Below are 18036 nucleotides of genomic sequence, written 5' to 3' on the forward strand. Positions count from 1 at the left end.
GGTTGGCTTAGCCGCCGTCCTCACCAGCGTGTGGTGGTGAGAAAACGATTGTGGGCGGTTCCGCTAATGCGGAACCGCCCACAATCGTTTATCGGCCTGTCTGCGTGCGCGCCCGGTTCTCACCAACCGGGCGCGTCAGCAGATGAGCGTCAGTTGTTCTTGCGGCGCGAACGAGCAACCATCAGAACACCTGCGGCGAGCAGACCAGCTGCTGCAGCCAGTGCACCAGCGATCTCAACACCGGTACGGGGCAGCGGAGCGTTGCTCGAGCCCTTGTCACCGGAGTCAGCAGGCTTGGACGGAGCAGGCTTACCGGAACCGGTCTTACCGCTCTCTTCCACCGTGACAGTGATGGTGTCAATGACGTTGCCGTCCTTGTCCTTCACGGTCACGACGATCTTGTCACCAGGCTTGGCGTCATCGTTGATGTCAACGACGATGTTGCCGTCCTTGTCGATTTCAGCCTTACCGGGGCCTTCGACCTCAACAGTCGAGCCGTCCGGAACCGGGCCGCCATCGTTCGGGATGACAATCTTGTCGCCAGGCTTGCCCTTGTCGTCCTTCCAGTCAGGCTGGTCAGCAGGCTTTTCAACCTCGACGACTACGCGGTCGATCTCGTTGCCGTCCTTGTCCTTGACAATGACAACAACCTTGTCACCAGGCTTGGCGTCCTTGTCGATGTCGACAATCAGGTTGCCGTCTTCATCGATTTCAGCCTTACCAGGTCCTTCCGTTTCGACGGTGCTGCCGTCCGGGACCGGACCGCCGTCGTTCGGGATTTCGACCTTGTCGCCAGGCTTACCCTTGTCGTCCTTCCAGTCTGGCTTCTCAGCAGGAGCGTCAGGCTTCTCGACCGTGATGGTGACGTCAACGTTGTCCTTCGAACCATCCGGGTAAGTCACCTCAACCGGAACGGTGATCTTGTCACCAGGCTTGGCGTCTTCCGGAATCGGAACCGTGATTTCACCGGTGTTTTCATCAACCTTCACACCGTCGGGAGCGTCGTCACCAGGGGTGAACGTGGTGCCGTCAGGAGCTTCGGTCGGGTTGCCGTCCTTGTCCTTGAACTCAGGAGCAGGAACCTTGACGTCTTCACCAGGCTTACCCGAACCATCTTCGTAGCCGGGCTCGAACTCGTCCTTCTGTTCGGTGTCAGGCTTGGACGGTTCGGTAACAGTCACGGTCGAGTCGTCGATCCTGTTGCCGTCCTTGTCCTTCACGACGATGACGATCTTGTCGCCAGGCTTGGCGTCCTTGTCGATGTCAACGACGAGGTTGCCGTTTTCATCGATTTCAGCCTTACCGGGGCCTTCGACCTCAGTCGTGGAGCCTTCCGGAACGTCGCCACCGGTGTTCGGGACGGTCACCTTGTCACCGGGTTCACCTTCGCCGTCGCCCCATTCGGGCTTCGAGTCAGGGTCGGTGACAGTAACAGTCACGTCCACCTTGTCGGTGCTGCCATCCGGGTAGGTCACAGTCACAGGAACCGTGATCTTGTCACCAGGCTTGGCGTCAGCCGGAATCTGGACCTTCAGCGATCCATCTTCAGCAACTTCGACACCGTCCTTGTCGGTGGTGAACTTGGTGCCTTCCGGAACGGTGACCTTGTCGCCGTCCTTGTTGGTGAAGGTCGGAGCGTCGACCGGAGCGGTGGTACCAGGCTGGCCAGCACCGTCGGTGTACTTCGGTTCGAGCTCGTCAGCCTGCTTAGTGTCAGGCTGCTCCGGAGCATCAGGTTCTTCAACCGTGACGGTGACGTCAACGTTGTCCTTGCTGCCGTCTGGGTAGGTCACCTCGACAGGAACAGTGATCTTGTCACCAGGCTTAGCATCCTCAGGGATGGTAACGGTGATCTCACCGGTGTTCTCATCGATAGTCACACCATCAGGAGCGTTCTCACCAGGACCGAAGGTCGTGCCGTCAGGAGCCTCGGTCGGGTTGCCGTCCTTGTCCTTGAACTCAGGCTTTTCGACCGTGACATCCTCACCAGGCTTACCCGAACCATCTTCGTAGCCGGGCTCGTAGGTGTCAGCGTCCTTGTCCTTAGCGTCAGGTTCTTCAACCGTGACGGTGACGTCAACGTTGTCCTTCGAACCATCCGGGTAGGTCACCTCGACAGGAACAGTGATCTTGTCACCAGGCTTAGCATCCTCAGGGATGGTAACGGTGATCTCACCGGTGTTCTCATCGATAGTCACACCATCAGGAGCGTTCTCACCAGGACCGAAGGTCGTGCCCTCAGGAGCCTTGGTGTCCTTACCGTCCTTGTCAGTGAAGGTCGGAGCGTCAATTGTGACGTCGTCACCCGGCTTACCGGAACCGTCTTCGTAGCCAGGCTCGAAGATCGTGTTCTGGTTAGGCGACTTCGGGTTGGTGTCGTCTTCCTTTTCCTTTTCGTCCGGGACACCGTCGCCGTCGTCATCCTCGTCCTCGGTGTCAGGTTTACCGTCACCGTCGGTGTCCAGCTTGAACTTGGCCGGAGCCTCGTCCGTGGTGCCGTCCGGGTAGGTCACCGTGACAGGAACGTCGAATTCTTCGACAGTGTCCTTGTTCAGCTTGGACTCATCCGGGAACGTAACGGTGATCTCACCGGTGTTCTCGTCAATCTCGACTACGTAGCCTTCAGGAGCCTCAAAGTCCTCACCAATAGCGAACTTCGAGCCTTCAGGAGCCTTCGCGTCCTTACCGTCCTTGTCAGTGAAGGTCGGCGACGACTTGGTTTCCTCACCAGGAACAACCAGCTTCTCTTCGTAAGCGGGCTCGTAGATGGTGTTCTGGTTAGGAACCTTCGGGTTCTCGTCTTCCTCATCCGGGATGCCGTCGCCGTCATCATCCGGATCCGTGACGTCAGGGTCACCGTCACCGTCGGTGTCCAGCTTGAAGTTCGCATCCGTCTTGTCGGTGCTGCCGTCCGGGTAGGTCACCGTGACAGGAACGTCGAACTCCTCAACGGTGTCCTTGTTCAGCTTGGACTCGTCCGGGAACGTAACGGTGATTTCACCGGTGTTCTCGTCAATCTTGACTTCGTAGCCTTCAGGAGCCTCAAAGTCCTCACCAATAGCGAACTTCGAGCCTTCAGGAGCCTTCGCGTCCTTACCGTCCTTGTCAGTGAAGGTCGGCGACGACTTGGTTTCCTCACCAGGAACAACCAGCTTGTCCTCATAAGCAGGAGTGTATTCGTCGCTCTGCTTGGTCTCGTCAACGACCTTAATAGGTGCGTTGATGACCTTGGTGGTGCCATCTTCGTAGGTGACCTTAACCGGAACGTTGTACGTACCCGGCTTGACGTCTGCACCCGGCTTGATGGTCAGGGTTCCATCTGCGTTTACGGTGACCCAGTCCTGCGGAGCGACATCTTCCGGAAGGCCAGCCTTCTGGAATTCCGGAGCGTTCTTGACATCGTCTGCGGTTGCTGCAGCGAACTTAGCGGAGTCAGGAACTGCGGTGCCGTTCTTGTTGACCGGCCGCTCAGCCGTAGCTTCTTCGCCAACCTTGACCTCGGTCTCCTTGTATTCAGGAGCAACGTAGGCCAGGAAAGAGTCAGCCATGAGAGGCGTGCTCTCGTCTGACGCGTTGTACACCGTAGCGGTGTAAATGGTGTCCTCAGCGAGGTCTTCCGGAACCTGGAAGTCACACGAAGGAATCACACCGAGGTTGTCGGAGTTCGCCTCGCAACGGTGAACTTCCTTGCCCTCGCTGTCAGTCCAAACAATGACGTGAGCAGTGTTCGGAGTCAGGCCGAAGGTGTCGGTCTTTGCGGTGTCACCCGGAGCAGCAGGCTTATCCGTGGTGTTGTACGGCGTGACGTCAAAGCCGCGCGAAGTCTGGCGCAGCGAGAAGTCAAGGTTGTCGATGTAGTTACCCGCGTGGCCTCCACCGGAGACTGCATGCACCATCGAAGCGCGCATGATGTTCTGGAACATCGCGCTCTGCGAAGAGTCCATGTTCGAGTCGACGCCCTCGGGGAGAACCGGCGAGACGTACATGTACTCGTAGTTGATGTGCTTCGAACGCAGGTTACTGGTTGCCCAGCTGCCTTCGTCAGACGAGGGAGCCAACTCGCCCCACTCGCCAGCGTTCATGATGCCCTTGGCCTTGTAGTTGTTACCCCACAGTCCCTTGAACTGAAGGTGGTACTTGCCTTCGTTATCCGTTTCGGTGATTACGGTTTCGGCGATAGCGCTCTTACCGGTCTCGGCCTCGTATTCGGCCATGATCTTCTTCTGCGCTTCACGGAAAGCTTCAGTGGTGTAGCCCTTGTTGTCGTCAGCCCACTTGTCGAAGCGGCGTGCAACCTCATCCTGCACGTACGAGCCGCGGATCTTCACCTTCGGGACAGCTACATCGCCGTAACGCTTCTCATACTGGTTGGTGAAGAGGGCCTTACCGAAGGTACCGCGCTGGTCGTAGTAGACGCGCCCCTTGGCTCGGCCACCATTAGCGACCTGCTTTTCGCCGGTGGTGGACTTATCCTCAGGCAGGTACAGCCAGTCCTGACCATCCTTAGCGGCATCGCGCTCGTGGTAGGAGATGTTGTAGTTCTCGGCAAGCTGGATACCGACCGCGCCGTTCCAGGTACCGTGGTAACGGTCACCCTGACCGCCGAACACCGAGTCACCTTCAATGAAGGCAACCTGGAGGTTCTTCGGATCTGGGTTTTCAGCCCAAATGCGAAGCTTCTGACCAGCAGTGGCCTCCCACTTGTGGACAGTACCGAGAGCATCGGTCCAGTCCGGCAGGCTAATCGAGTACGTACCGTCAGCCTTAGTCTGCGCGGTGTAGACAGGCGATACGGCGCCACGCTGCTTCTTGTTGGGGTAGTCGATCCACTGAGCATAGACCTTGACACCCGCAAGCGGTTCGTCAACATTCTGAGCAGTGGCCGCGTTGCCGTCGCGGTCCAGGAAGACTTTACCGTTGACGGTCTTCTGCCCCAGCCAGTTACCCGGAGAGTCGATCGCATCCTGGGCAGCATGAACAGGTACAACTTCCACACCCGGGAACAGGCCCGGTGCGAATGCCACAGCCATTGCGAGAGTCAGACCAGCTGCTGCTGTCTTCATCCCGCGGCGTCGGTGAGAACGCTGTTGGCTCATCAATTTTCCTTTCGGTTGACACCCGCGCCGTTCCGCGCAGGCATAGATTCACTCACAGTTTCCGCAGCGGCGGAAAACCGCTCCGAAAACCGTGAAGAACTTAGGGCCAAGTATTAATACCCTCATAAATACTTTAACTATCTGCCAGACTTCCCACAGGATTCGGAAGAGTTGAAACTTCACTCAACACCAGCACGGCCCAGAAACATGCGCCTATCTCCCGGACCCGCCCGGAAGCTACCGTCCGGTACACCGGACGGTGTGATGGCAACCTCAAGAGAAATCTGTGAGCTGCCTGTCTGCCCACCGCTGTTCCACCACACTTGCGACAGCTGCCACAAACCGTCTGCGCTGACTTCCAAGCCCTGTATCCCCCAGATAATAACGGCACACTTTTTCCCGTTCAGCCCGACCGGACTCCCCAGAGCCCAGCCCTTGCTGCACCATGTGCGAAGCCCGCCGACCACCATCTGCAGTGCCGACCACCGATGGAACCCGTGAGAACAGACCACCGGCAGGCACCTCGGCACCTGGATCAGTCGGAGCAACCCCCACAAGGGGCTTATGCGTTGACAGCCAATCAAAAGCAACCGACGACATTTCGGCCACACACGCATCAGCCGCAGCAAACTGCCATGACACCGTCGGCGAATCATCAAACACAGAGCCCGCAGCACCCGTCACAAGCTCGCGAATCTGCGAATCAGCCCGAGCAAACTCCGGCTTCACAACACCGGTTCGCGGATGGGGCCGGTAGATGACACCAAACCCAGCCTCTACAAGCCCCTCCACCAGCGGAAGACCCGACTGCGCCAAGGTGCCATAGGCCATGGACGGCGAATCGCCCTCCCACGTGGGCGCATAGAACACAGTGGGCCGACTGCCATCCAGAACCTGCTGGAAACGCTCCGGCACCGGCCCCGCATAATCCAACTGCGGTCTGCCCACATCGATCATGTCCGGCAAACGTCCCAGCAGCGCCTTCTCAATCCGCTCCCTGGCAGCCAAACCAGCCGTGAACACACAGTCATAGGCCTTCAGCTGGTTCGACACCATCGAAATCTTTTCGCTCTCCCCATGCGATAAATGCACATGTGCCGGCCCCGGATACCGCAGAGCCTGAAAATTCAACACAGCCTGATTGACATACAGCACCGCGCACAAGGCCGGCTGCGTCATAAAACGATCAACATCCGACGTCAACCGCGCATACCGCACCGGAAGCTCCGTCAGCTGCGCGATCTCACGCGCGTTATCCAGATTGCGCATGAGGATGCCCACCGGCCACGGCGCACCATCACCGGGACCATCCAGAGTCATCCCCGACTCCAAATGCATCGTCGCCGCAAGATCCTCAATCGGGGCCAACCACTGCTTCAGCTGATACGTCGAGGCCCTATCCCCCGCGTGATACACACCAACCACAAAACCGTCATCACGCGACGGCATAAACTTCGGATCCAACCGCCGCTCAGCCGCGCGCACTGACAGTTCGCGACCCACCTGAGATGAGAACCGCTTCGCCGACGAAAACACGTGGGACACCCTGTTCATCATGCTGACCAGTATGCCAGCGCAGAAACGACAACCGTCTTTGTTTCCTTCCGAGTAACCGGAAATCACTACACTGACCCTGACCCACAACAACCAGGAGCACGATGAACTCGAACCCCTACGACAACACCCCCTACGGCGGCGGTCCCGGCGGGCAACCCAGCTACGGCGGCAGCAGCCCCTTCGGTGACAGCAGCCAGTTCGGCAGGCAGCCGGGCAACGGCGACAACCCTTTCGACAACAGCCCCTACGCCCACAACCCCTTCGACACTGGGGCGCCATCCGCCCCGCAGCGCCGAAAGATCACCGAAAAGGACTACCGCGGCACCGGCGAAAAACCACCGCTGTCGCAGCCTCTCTACGGCGCGGGCCCAGTGACCGCCTACACGCGGTTCTGGAAGAAGTTCGCACGGTTCAAGGGCTACGCATCGCTGTCGGAATACTGGTGGCCGCAGCTGATCAACACCTTGATCTGCTTCGTTCTGTTCGTCCCCGGCATCGTCGCCGTCATCATGGCCGACATCGAAGCCCAAAGAACCTTCGAGGCCACCGGATACGAGGCCGAACCTGACGTCCCAGCGCTTGCGATCATCGGGACCCTCGTTTCGTTCCTGTTCCTGTTGGTCGCCGCAGTGCCCACCCTGTCCTCCGGCTGGCGACGCATCCAAGACGCCGGCATGCACGGCGCCCTCATCTTCCTGGCGTTCATTCCCTACCTGGGCGGACTCATCAACATCGTCCTGTGCATCCTGCCCACCAAACTGACCGCCCGCCAACCCGGACGCGACGACCTCACCGGCGACTGAACCCACCACCACATGACGAGGTGCCTGCTCACGTAAGCAGGCACCTCATATTTTTCTGGGGTCAGGTCAGTCCGCGGGTGTGCCCGGACGTCCGGCTGAAGCCGAGCCAGACGCGGCAGCTTCGGCAGCCTGCTTCAGTGCCCTTTGACGTTTCTGCAGATTCCATTCGTGGCGGGTGAGCCACACGATGAAGATGTCGAAGATCGTCAGCAGCAAAAAGAAGATCGAGTGACGGGCAAAGATCTCGTAGGTCTGGTAAATGATGAACGCCGCCAAGAATCCCATCATCCAGGGGTAGGCCCACATCTTGCCCTTCAGCACAGCCCACACCAGAACAATCTTCGTGGCCGCGTGGCTGATCATGTAGATCGCCGCATACAGCTGAATACCCGAATCCAGATTCTCCGTCTGATGCAGAAGCCACGCCGTAACAGGGTTGTCCGTATTGCCCGCCGTAAGCTTCACCGCCAGCTGATGCCACACGTGCCGGGGCACAACAAGAACCACAATGCCCGAGGCCATCTGACCCAAACCAAACAGGCCCTTGCCGATCAGCGTGATGTAGAAAATCACGTGCAGCCAGTGTTCGCGCTTGCGCTGTTTAGGTGGAATGAGATCAGCAGAGGTTTCCGTATCCGCCAAGGTCGGGACCAGACGGTCGGTGCTTCTGCTGTGCGCTTTGTGGTTCTTGTGCGCCGTATGGCTGCTGGAGCTGCGCGTCATTGCCGTGTTTCGGTTTTCTGCGAAGCGTGAGCGGCTCGCAGTTCAGCACCGCGCTGCTGTTCACGCCACTTCTGCAGGGCTTTTCTGCGTTTCAGCGACATCAGCCTGTGCCGGACAAGCACGTACAGCACCAAACAGGCGCCCACACCCACCAGGCAGCCGGCCGTCACATCAGTGAAATAGTGCACGCCCAAATACAGGCGTGACAAACAGATGAGCGCGGTCATGCCCAAAGCTCCGGCCCAAATGATTGCCCGCTGCCATAAGCGCACAAACAGCAAACTGAAAACAACAGCCGACGAAAACAACAACGACGACGTCCCCGTGGCGTGCCCCGACGGGAACGAAAAGTTCGTCTCCAACACCAGCCGGTGTTCCTCCGCCGGACGGGGACGGGCATACAGCGGTTTGAGCGAATGCGTGATCGCTGAGGCGAGCGCAACACAGCCGGCAATATAGGCCGCCGGCCGCCAACTGCCGGCCAGCACCCACACGAGCACCGACACCAGCACACCCAGGACGATCGTGCCCAAGGGGCTGAAGATATTGGTGAAGAACACCAAGATGGCCGTGCGCGGGTCGCTGCGATGTTCGATCATGTCGCCGAGAACTTCATGGTCGGCCTCCAGCACCAGGGTTGTCTGCACAAACAGACCCAAGATGACCACCAGGGCGAAAAGCAGCACGCCCGTGCTGATCCGCTTGACCGGCGGATTCGGCTTCTGGTCGTTCACTCAGTTCACCTGGCCAGCAGCCAGACCGCGAGCCAGCAGCTCAGGGATAACGTGATTGCGCGTCAGCGGAGCAAAAGAACGCTCCGCCGTGTCCTGGGGAAGATCCGCGATCGGGAACCACTCCGCCTGGTCAATTTCATTGAAGAACCGCGGTTCCTGAACATTCAGACCATCCGGGGTGCCGCGGTAGGCGAACACCGTGCCGGTCACGTGAGTGTCCGGTTCATTCGCCGCATCCGTCGTCCAGGAGCCCAGCAGATCCAGCCGATCCGGGTCGAGATCCAGGTGCAGCTCCTCCTCGATTTCGCGGACGGCGGTGGCAAGAGGCTCCTCGTCAGATTCGATCTTGCCGCCGGGCAACATGAACGAGCTCGTCCCCTTCTTCCGGACCATCAGCAACTCCGGCCTGTCCGGATGGATCAAGCACACAGCGGCGACGACAACAGACTTAGGGGATTGCTTCGGGGACTTGCTCATTCCACCAGTATGGCCCACCGATATGGGAGTCAGATGAGACAGTGCGGGCTGCCTGCGGCTGTGCAGCGCGGTGGGCGGTTGTGCACCCCGTCAGGCGAGGAAGCTCACCGCGAACAGGGTTCCGCCCAAAACAATGCCCGAACCCACCAGCGTCATCGTGGTGTAGCCCAGAATGTCACGCATCTTCAGGCCCGCAATAGCCAGCACCGGCAGAGCCCAGAACGGCTGGATCATGTTCGTCCACTGGTCACCGTAGGACACAGCCATGATCGCAACCGAGGGGTCGATGCCCAGTGATTCGGCAGCCTTGAGCATGATCGGGCCCTGCACCGCGAACTGCCCGCCTCCGGAGGGGACGAAGAAGTTCACAACGCCTGCCGCCACGAACGCCAGCACGCCGAATGTGTGCGGACCAGAGATCGACACCAACGCGTTCGAGAAGATCTCAATGAGACCAGACGCACTCATGATGCCCATAATGCCGGCGTACAGCGGGAACTGCAGAAGGATCTCGCCGACGTTGACCGCCGCACCCTTGGCCAAGTAGATGATCTCGAAGGGGCTGCGCACCAACAGCAGGATGAGCGTCAGGAAGCTCCAGTTGACGATGTCCAGAGTCATCGTGCCGCCCCGCGCAAAGTGCACCACGATATACGCCGCAAGCAGCAGGCCCACCAGCAGCGTGGGTATGCGGGATGCGTCAATGCGATCAGCCGGGGTGACGATCTCTTCGCCCACGAAGGGCTTTTCGCCGTGCTCAACTTCAGCAGGCATTTCAACAATCGGGGCGCTGGGCTTCGGGGCGGTCAAAGCAAACAGAATCGCCATGACAATGAGCACCAACGCAGCCGCCGCCAGGTTCCACCACACAAAGATGGTCTGCGAAACAGGAATGGTGCCGCCCATGGCCTCGTCAAGGAACGAACCGGGCGTTGCCGCAGTCAGCGGGCCCGAAGCCGAATAGCCCATGTGCCACACGACCATGCCCGAATAACCAGCCGCAACAAGCAGCGGGAAGTGCACCTTGAAGCCGCGACGGCGAGCCGAACGAGCCACCTCGACCGCCAGCAGAGCACCGACGACCAAGGACAGACCCCACGTGATGAGGGCCGACATGCCCGCCACCACAAAGACCAAGACGTAAGCCGAGCGTGGGCCGGAAGGCACATCGGCAATCTTGGCCAGCAGCTTCCGCACCGGTTGGGTGTGCGCCAACATATGGCCCAAGAAGATGATGAGCGCCATCTGGGTCATGAACTCCAGCAGGCCCGACAGGCCATCACCCCAGCCGACCAGCACATCGACAGGTTTGGTCGGGGTGAGGATGAGCGCCAGGATGCCAACGACAACACTCAGCACGATCGCAAACATGAGCGCCGACGGTGTCCACTTCTCAAGCAGTGAGTTAAGCGGGCGCATGACCGCGGGGGCGGCCGCCGAGCTGGGCGGTGTGTTCACCTGAGTGGTGTTCGGCGTGGTGCCGTCAGGATGACCGTTTGCGGAGTCCGACATAAGAGCGCTCCTTTGCGTTCGTGTGCTGATTCACAGTTATCGTAGAGAACACACAGCCGGAGGTCGAAACCTCTGGTGAGAACGCCTGTCGCAGACACGTGTCTAGAGCGTGTCTGCGCACCCGCTGCAAGGACGCCACAGCGATTCACAGAAAGGACGGCCCATGACCGCCGAACTGTCCCCCGCCGAGGTTGAAGCTCTTGTCCGCCGCTACTACACGACCGTGGATGCCGGCGACGACAACGCCACCGCAGACCTCTTCGCGGTCGACGGCACCTACGACCGCCCCGGCTACGACACCATGGTTGGCGAAGACATCCGCCGCTTTTACCTGGAAAACCGCATCATCGAATCCGGCGAACACACGCTGCTCGATGTCATTGTGAGCGGCAACCAGGCAGCCTCACGCGGCGAATTCAACGGCAAACTCAAAGACGGATCAGACGCCCACGAAGGCTTCGCCGACTTCTTCGTCTTCAACGCCGACGGCACAATCGCCAAGCGCACCAGCTACTTCTACCGTGCCGCCGTGTGAGGTGTGCGGTGGGCGCAGCCCACTGTGCAGATGAGGGCGCATATGGAGGCAAAAATCGTGTTTTCGCCTCGATATGCGCCCTCATCTGCAGAATCCCCCGCCGGGCACCAGAAAAACTGGCCGGCGAGGGATTTTGACGCTTAAACGAAGCTCAAGCTCGGCTTAACGGCCAGCGGTCCGCCTCAACGCCCAGCGGCCCTCGCACGGAGGATCGCGTTTTGGATTTCGTCGCGGCGAACAGCGATCGATTCCTCGGGCGGCATTCCGTAGGCGGTTTCAGCCTGATCGAAGATCTCGGCCATGCCTTCCATAGACATGTCCGGCTGCGGCAGATCGATCTGCGCAAAACTCGGCCCAATATGCTCCATGAGTCCGCGCAGACCAGCTTTGCCGCCGCCTAAGTGCAGACCCTCAAACGGCCCGACCGCCGCCCACCGGATGCCCAGTGAATTGCGCACGGCAGCATCGAGATCTTCAACGCTGACAACACCGCTCTGCACCAAGTGCACAGCTTCACGCAGCACGGCATTCTGCAGACGGTTGCCCACAAAACCGCGCGCTTCCTTCTTCAGCACAATCGGCTCACGGCCCACACCGCGGTAGAACTCAACAGCTGTCTGCACCGCTTCATCCGAAGTCTGCGGTGAAGGAACAACCTCGACCAGCGGCATGATGTGCGGCGGGTTGAACGGGTGTCCCACCAGCAGGCGGGCAGCGACATCGTCCGGCAGCTGCGCCGCGGTCTCCGAGGCCGGAATCGCCGACGAACTCGAGGCAAACACCGCCTGCGCCGAGGCATGCTCGGCGGCCGCAGCAAAGAGTTCGCGCTTCACATCAACACGCTCCGGGCCGCACTCCTGAATGAAGTCAGCACCCGAGGCGGCATCGGCCAGAGGATCTTCTCCCTCGGCAGCGCGCACGGAACCAGCCGAACCCGCACCAGCCCCAGCCGGCACCTCGTCAACCACCCCAGAAACGATCTCCCCGAGGTCGTCACGGGGATCGCTCAGAACAACCTCGTGCCCGTGGGAGGCGAACAGCTTCGCCCACGACTGGCCAATAGTGCCAGCACCGATAACAGCAACCTTCATCAGCGGACTCCCTTCATGAGCTTTGTAACCGGCTTAGCTGCGGCAAGAACAATCGCACCGAAGACCAGAGCGGCAATACCGTGCCACATCCAGTACGGCAGCTGGTTGTCCACCGCGTAGAACTGCGAGGTCACACCGGCAAGCGATGTACCCACACCGGAGGCCAGGAAGAACAGGGCAATCATCTGCGAACGGAACACCCGCGGCGCCAGGCGCGTAGCTGCCGAAAGGCCAATAGGCGAAATGAGCAGCTCCGCGATCACGAACAGCATCAGCAGGAAGATCATGTACAGCAGCGGCGTGCGCGCATCACCGGTACCGCTGGACGAGAACGGGATGAACAGCAGAAACGCCACACCGATCAGCACCAGCGCCAGTCCGGCCTTGACCATGGTCGAGGGTTGCTTGTCGCCCATGCGAAGCCACAGCGCCGAGGTGCCCATCGACAGCAGGATCACCCACGCGGCGGGAATGAGCGTGACCCACGAGATCGGCATTTCCCAACCGAACACCGAACGGTTGAGGCTCTCATCGGAGTACACAACCAGCACGCCGAAGATCTGCTGATACAGCGCCCAGAAGACAACAGACGCCAAGAAGAACGGAATGAACGCGAACACGCGCGAACGTTCAACAGAGGTGACCTGTTTGCTGGTGGTCATGATCGTGAAGTACACAATCGCCGCGAACGCCGAAACACCGGCAATCCAGGTAGAGATGTTCGACACCGTCAACCAGCCAAGAGCCACAACAGCCCAAATGGCCAAACCGACCGCCACAACCGCGGCAGGCAGAATCCACAGCTTGTTGCGCGGCAGCGGGTTCACCGTCTTACGCGAATCCGCAGGCAGGTTCTTCCGGCCGGTCATGTACACAATCAGGCCGAGCGCCATACCGACAGCAGCGGCACCGAAGCCGATGTGGAAGCCGATCCGATCCTGCAGCAGACCCACAATCAGCGGACCCAGCAGAGCACCGATGTTGATGCCCAGGTAGAACAGCGAGAACCCGGCATCGCGCCGCGGGTCCTTTTCCGAATACAGCGTGCCGACAATCGCTGAGGCCGTCGCCTTCAGACCACCCGAACCGAGCGCCACAAGCCCCGTACCGATGAGCACGCCGGCAAAGCCCGGCACAACCGCCAAAGCCACGTGGCCTGCAACGATGATGATCGCGCTGCTGAACAGCACACGCTCGGAGCTGAGCACACGGTCGGCAATCCAGGAGCCCAGGATGGTCGCCAGGAACACCGCCCCGCCATAGGCACCGACAAACGCGGTAGCCGTGGTCTGGCTGTAGCCCAAACCTCCGTCGGCAACCGAGAAGTACAGGTAGATCGCCAAGATCCCCTGCATGCCGTAATACGAAAAACGCTCCCACATCTCCAAGCCGAAAAGCTGGGCGAGCGGGAGCGGATGACCGAAGAAACGAGTGTCCGCCTGGACCTCGTCAGAACTCTTTGCTGGGGTTTTCATCACCCCACCAGGGTAGAGGAAACACATGACGAGGCGCCGCTCACCATCCCGGGCACCGCACCAAGGTGCGGTGCGGCTGGGAGGCAGGCGGCGCCTCGTGAGGGTGAAGGTGCTGGTCAGGTCAGCTGTTCTTCTGTTCCCATTCGCTGCGCAGAACCTTCTTGTCGAGCTTGCCGACCGAGGTGCGGGGCAGCTCGTCGGTGATGACGATCTTGTCCGGCAGCTGCCACTTGGCAAAGCGGCTCTTGAGCACGTCAATGACCATGTCATCGGTGACTTCCTTGCCGGGGCGGGGCACAACGAACGCGACGGGACGTTCGTCGTACTTGGCATCCGGCACACCGATGACAGCGGCTTCGAGGACAGCGGGTTCGTCGAGGATGGCGTTTTCCATGTCGATCGAGCTGATCCACTCACCGCCGGACTTGATGACGTCCTTCAGGCGGTCGGTGATCTTGCGGTGACCCGACGGCAGGATGACCGCGACATCGCCCGAACGCCACCAGCCGTCCATGAAACGGTCGTCGTTGTCATCGAGCTTGTAGTACGACTCCGTGATCCAGGGGCCGCGCATGATGATCTCGCCGTTGGACTTGCCGTCGTGCGGAACATCTTCGCCTGTGGGGTCGACCACGCGGGATTCCACACCCAGCAGCGGCAGACCTTGCGCACGGCGGATGTCCCACTGTTCATCCTCCGACAGGTCATTGAGCCACGGCGGCAGCTGCCAGTTGATCGATGCCAGCGGGGACGTTTCCGTCGCTCCGTAGCCGTGGATGACATAGGCGCCGGTCAGTTCCTTGAAGCCCTTCATGAGCGCAACCGGAGGTTCTGTGGAACCTGCGATCATGCGGGTGCGCGACAGATCCGGCGGAGTGTCCAGCGAACGGAAGTACTCAAGAATCGGCGCAAACAGTGCGGGGGCTCCGTTCGTAGCGGTCACACCCTCGCGGGCAATCGCCTCGGCCACCGGACCGATATCGGTTGCCGAGAACATGCCCGGCAGCACGAGCTTCGCCGCCGCACCCATCGCAGCCTGCGGGAAGCCCCACGACAGCACGTGGAACATGGGCGTAAACGGCATAACAACGTCAGTGAAGTCGACCTTGAGGTTGCTGATGACCGCCATAGCGTGCAGGTACATGGAACGGTGCGAATAGTAGACGCCCTTCGGCCGGCCTGTGGTGCCGGTGGTGTAGCCGGCGTAGCAGGCCGTGGTCTCTTCGACCTGCTGGAATTCGTAGTCATCGCCGTGCTCTTCCGCGGCCTCAGCCAGCAGATCTTCGTAGAAGTAGGCGTTCGGCAGGTTGTGTTCAACTTCCGACGACGGCTTGTCCGTCATGATGACGAAGCCCTTGACGTAGCTGGCCTTGGCAATCGCCTCGGCGATCGGCAGGAGGGATTCGTCAATGAAGATCCACTCGACGTTCGAGTGGTTCACAACGTACTGAATGTCAGTCGGAGCCAGGCGGATGTTGATCTGCAGCATCGTCGCCGCAACACCCGGAATGCCGAAGTAGAGCTCGAAGTGGCGCAGCGAGTTCCAGTCGGCAACACCGACCATCGTGCCCGGGCCGATGCCCAGCTTGTCCAAAGCGTGCGCCAGACGGCTGACTCGCTTGCCGAAATCGGCGTACGTCGTGTTGTGCCACTGACCGTCATTCGTGCGGTGGGTGATGACCTGCTGCGGGAAGTTGTTCACCGCATGCCGCATCAGAGTGGTGGTGTTCAGCTGGTAGCTGTCACCGAGAGTCGAAGGGATTCCCTTGAGCATGTGTCCTCGCTTCCTGTGGAAACAGCGTGCCGCCGCACAGGCCGAAGCGCAGAAGCCAACCCACGTCTATGTGGGCCGACCGCTGACACACGAACTGTCCGGCGGATGGCTACTGATGAGTCTAAACCCAATGTGCCCACGATCACACAACGCGCGGGACATAATCCCGTCTGTTAAGAAACAGGATTCAGGTCAGCGGTTAGCCGAGCGGTTTTGTGAGAACCGCGAACTCGAGGTCATCGACCTTCGGCACCCCGAAGCGCTCCTGCCCGTACGGGAACGGCTCGGTTTCGCCCGTGCGCTGATAGCCGCGGCGCTCATAGAACGCAATGAGCTCGGCTCGCTTGCTGATGACCGTCATGCGCATGGAAGTTGTACCCCATTCGCGCTGCGCGAAGGATTCGGCAAACGCCATGAGCTCTTTGCCCACGCCACTGCCCTGCGCTTCCGGTGAGACCGCAAACGTGCCGAAATACGCCACACCATCGCCCTCATCCGTAAGCGTCACGGTGGCAAGAGGAGAGCGGGAGCCGGCAGGCGCCTCGTGATCCTGGGCAAAGGCGACCAGAACAGTCGAGGTGCCGAGCATCTGCTCGACCATGGGCAGGTCGACCCGCTGGCCGTCCAGGAGGTCAGCCTCCGTCGTCCAGCCGGAGCGCGAACGATCCCCGCGGTAGGCCGATTCGATAAGGTCGACCAGCGCGGGAGCGTCCGCGGGTTCGGCCTGACGGATGGTCAGGGCACTCACTTGTCGGAGTCCTTGAGAACCGCACGGTAGGCCAGGCCCGCCACCACGATGTCTTCCCAGCCCTGGCCGACCGACTTCCACACAAAGGGGCGGTCGTCCGGAATGCAAGCACCCCCAGACTTCACGATGTCACTGAACGACAGAACGTCATCCCAGCTCAAGTGGCCTTCTTCGATGGCCTGGTGAACATCGCCGGCTTCGCGCTTGCCATTGTCGATCGATTCGACGCCGACGGTCGAACGGCCCAGCAGATCGCCGGGAAGTTCGCGCGCGTTCAGCAGGTGGGAACCCATCGCCACGAGAACGGCATCATCGCGGACGTGGGCGTCCTCCAGCAGGGGCTCCGAGGCGCCGGTGGCAGTCACAATGAAGCCGGCCTGTTCGATGGCTTCGATCGCTTCGGGGCTGTTGGAGACTGCCTCCGTGAACTCGATGCCGAATTCGGCGGCCTTGGCAGCAACCCTCTGCGCCTTGCCTTCACCGCGGACGACAGCGGTCAGCGAAGTGACAGGCACCGTGGCCTGGGCGGCCTCAACGTGGGCGGCTGCCTGCGCTCCCCCACCGAAGATCACCATGTGGACGCCATCGGCGAAGCGGCGCTGCAGCACGTCCTTCACACCAGCCATTGACAGTGCGGGTGTGCGCAGCTCGGTGATCGCGGCACCATCGACAGTCGCCAGAGGCGCCTGGGTCTGGCCGTCAAACAGCAGGACGCTGCCCTGAATAGTCGGCAAGCCACGGTCGGCGTTCTCCGGGGTGAGCGTGAGCACCTTGATGCCGACGAAATCATCAGCCGCGCTGGGCATGAACAGGAACTGGCCGTTGGGAAGCTCCGCCGATGTGCGCGGCAGGCACGTATCCGGGTCATAGCCGGCACGCAGAGCTTCGCGCATGCCGTCGCGCGCCTGCGCTGACGACACCGTCGACAGCAGGGTTTCAGCATCGATGTTCAACAAGGGAACCTCCCACGGGTTTTGGCGGTGTGCTTGGGTGTGCGGGTTTTGGCGGTCGGGTTTGCATGTGCTGCTCACCACTGTAAACGGAATAAGGTGAGTGTCTCACTTCGTTGGGCCGGATGAGACGCCGCCTGTGCCCCGGGGTTCAGCCTGAGGGCGCCCCGAGGCCGCGGCCAGCCCAGCAGCGAAAGGGAAACCCATGACAGACGTCAACATCGAACACCAGCGCGACACCAAGCGCTACGTCGGATTCATCGACGGCAAAGAAGCAGGCTTCGCCGCCTACAGCGAAAACGGCACCCACCGCGACTTCTTCCAAACCGTCACCCACGACGGCTACACCGGAAAAGGCGTTGCAGGCAAGATCGTCGGGCGTGCACTCAGTGAATCCGTCCAGGACGGGTTCACGTTCACACCTTCGTGCAGCTACGTCGAGCACTACATCGAAAAGCACCCCGAATACGCCGAACACGTGAAGTGAGCGCCAGCCGAGGTGAGCTTAAGAGCGCCAGCTCAGCTCCACCTCGGCGGCTGTGTGCCCGGTGAGCACAGCGA

Annotated in this window: 14 protein-coding genes; 3 read left to right on the forward strand and 11 right to left on the reverse strand. The window is 60.5% G+C overall.

Annotation, left to right across the window (positions count from 1 at the left end):
- Window positions 1-149: 149 nt before the first annotated feature.
- Window positions 150-5096 carry a YPDG domain-containing protein gene (locus HMPREF3172_RS04495; protein WP_070515756.1) on the reverse strand — a complete coding sequence of 1649 codons (4947 nt, stop codon included), beginning with the start codon at window positions 5094-5096 and terminating at the stop codon, window positions 150-152.
- Between the two features lie 273 nt (window positions 5097-5369).
- Window positions 5370-6743, reverse strand: a complete 1374-nt coding sequence (locus HMPREF3172_RS04500) for a CDP-glycerol glycerophosphotransferase family protein (protein ID WP_218078927.1) — start codon at window positions 6741-6743, stop codon at window positions 5370-5372.
- 11 nt (window positions 6744-6754) lie between these two features.
- On the opposite strand from HMPREF3172_RS04500, the gene HMPREF3172_RS04505 reads away from it, so the two are divergent.
- Complete coding sequence (locus HMPREF3172_RS04505) at window positions 6755-7456, forward strand: DUF805 domain-containing protein (protein WP_070515759.1); 702 nt, start codon at window positions 6755-6757, stop codon at window positions 7454-7456.
- A 66-nt stretch (window positions 7457-7522) separates the two neighbouring features.
- Here HMPREF3172_RS04505 and HMPREF3172_RS04510 read toward each other — a convergent pair whose 3' ends face one another.
- The 4 genes from HMPREF3172_RS04510 to HMPREF3172_RS04525 form a co-directional block, all read right to left on the reverse strand.
- Window positions 7523-8179 (reverse strand): DUF2127 domain-containing protein, encoded by a 657-nt coding sequence (locus tag HMPREF3172_RS04510; RefSeq protein WP_070515760.1) that lies wholly within the window; start codon window positions 8177-8179, stop codon window positions 7523-7525.
- Window positions 8176-8913: a phosphatase PAP2 family protein gene (locus HMPREF3172_RS04515; RefSeq protein WP_070515762.1), complete on the reverse strand. Its 738-nt coding sequence runs from the start codon at window positions 8911-8913 to the stop codon at window positions 8176-8178. The genes HMPREF3172_RS04510 and HMPREF3172_RS04515 overlap by 4 nt, the downstream gene beginning before the upstream one ends.
- Window positions 8914-9390 (reverse strand): NUDIX hydrolase, encoded by a 477-nt coding sequence (locus HMPREF3172_RS04520; RefSeq protein WP_070515763.1) that lies wholly within the window; start codon window positions 9388-9390, stop codon window positions 8914-8916.
- Between the two features lie 90 nt (window positions 9391-9480).
- Window positions 9481-10809 carry a short-chain fatty acid transporter gene (locus tag HMPREF3172_RS04525; RefSeq protein WP_070515827.1) on the reverse strand — a complete coding sequence of 443 codons (1329 nt, stop codon included), beginning with the start codon at window positions 10807-10809 and terminating at the stop codon, window positions 9481-9483.
- Window positions 10810-11065: 256 nt separating this feature from the next.
- Here HMPREF3172_RS04525 and HMPREF3172_RS04530 point away from each other — a divergent pair, with 256 nt between their 5' ends.
- The gene (locus tag HMPREF3172_RS04530; RefSeq protein WP_070515765.1) at window positions 11066-11437 is read left to right on the forward strand and encodes a nuclear transport factor 2 family protein; all 372 of its coding nucleotides are present in this window, start codon (window positions 11066-11068) and stop codon (window positions 11435-11437) included.
- 182 nt (window positions 11438-11619) lie between these two features.
- Here the strand turns inward: HMPREF3172_RS04530 and HMPREF3172_RS04535 are convergent, their stop codons facing one another.
- The 5 genes from HMPREF3172_RS04535 to HMPREF3172_RS04555 all read right to left on the reverse strand — a co-directional run bounded on the left by HMPREF3172_RS04535 (window position 11620) and on the right by HMPREF3172_RS04555 (window position 17481).
- Window positions 11620-12528 (reverse strand): 3-hydroxyacyl-CoA dehydrogenase NAD-binding domain-containing protein, encoded by a 909-nt coding sequence (locus tag HMPREF3172_RS04535; protein ID WP_070515767.1) that lies wholly within the window; start codon window positions 12526-12528, stop codon window positions 11620-11622.
- Entirely contained in the window at window positions 12528-14003 is a 1476-nt protein-coding gene (locus tag HMPREF3172_RS04540; protein WP_062020486.1) for a peptide MFS transporter, read from the reverse strand. The genes HMPREF3172_RS04535 and HMPREF3172_RS04540 overlap by 1 nt, the downstream gene beginning before the upstream one ends.
- 121 nt (window positions 14004-14124) lie before the next feature.
- Window positions 14125-15777 carry a long-chain-fatty-acid--CoA ligase gene (locus tag HMPREF3172_RS04545; protein ID WP_070515769.1) on the reverse strand — a complete coding sequence of 551 codons (1653 nt, stop codon included), beginning with the start codon at window positions 15775-15777 and terminating at the stop codon, window positions 14125-14127.
- A gap of 199 nt (window positions 15778-15976) precedes the next feature.
- On the reverse strand, window positions 15977-16525 hold the full coding sequence (locus tag HMPREF3172_RS04550; RefSeq protein ID WP_070515771.1) for a GNAT family N-acetyltransferase: 549 nt from the start codon (window positions 16523-16525) through the stop codon (window positions 15977-15979).
- Window positions 16522-17481, reverse strand: coding sequence for an ornithine cyclodeaminase family protein (locus HMPREF3172_RS04555; RefSeq protein WP_141741574.1), 960 nt, complete (start codon window positions 17479-17481; stop codon window positions 16522-16524). The genes HMPREF3172_RS04550 and HMPREF3172_RS04555 overlap by 4 nt, the downstream gene beginning before the upstream one ends.
- A 199-nt stretch (window positions 17482-17680) precedes the next feature.
- Between HMPREF3172_RS04555 and HMPREF3172_RS04560 the strand changes: the two genes are divergently transcribed.
- A complete protein-coding gene (locus HMPREF3172_RS04560; RefSeq protein WP_070515774.1) occupies window positions 17681-17962 on the forward strand; it encodes a GNAT family N-acetyltransferase in 282 nt (93 codons plus the stop codon).
- Window positions 17963-18036: the final 74 nt, after the last annotated feature.

Origin of the sequence: Brevibacterium sp. HMSC08F02, from assembly GCF_001807555.1 — a bacterium.
Taxonomy (GTDB): Bacteria; Actinomycetota; Actinomycetes; order Actinomycetales; family Brevibacteriaceae; genus Brevibacterium; species Brevibacterium ravenspurgense.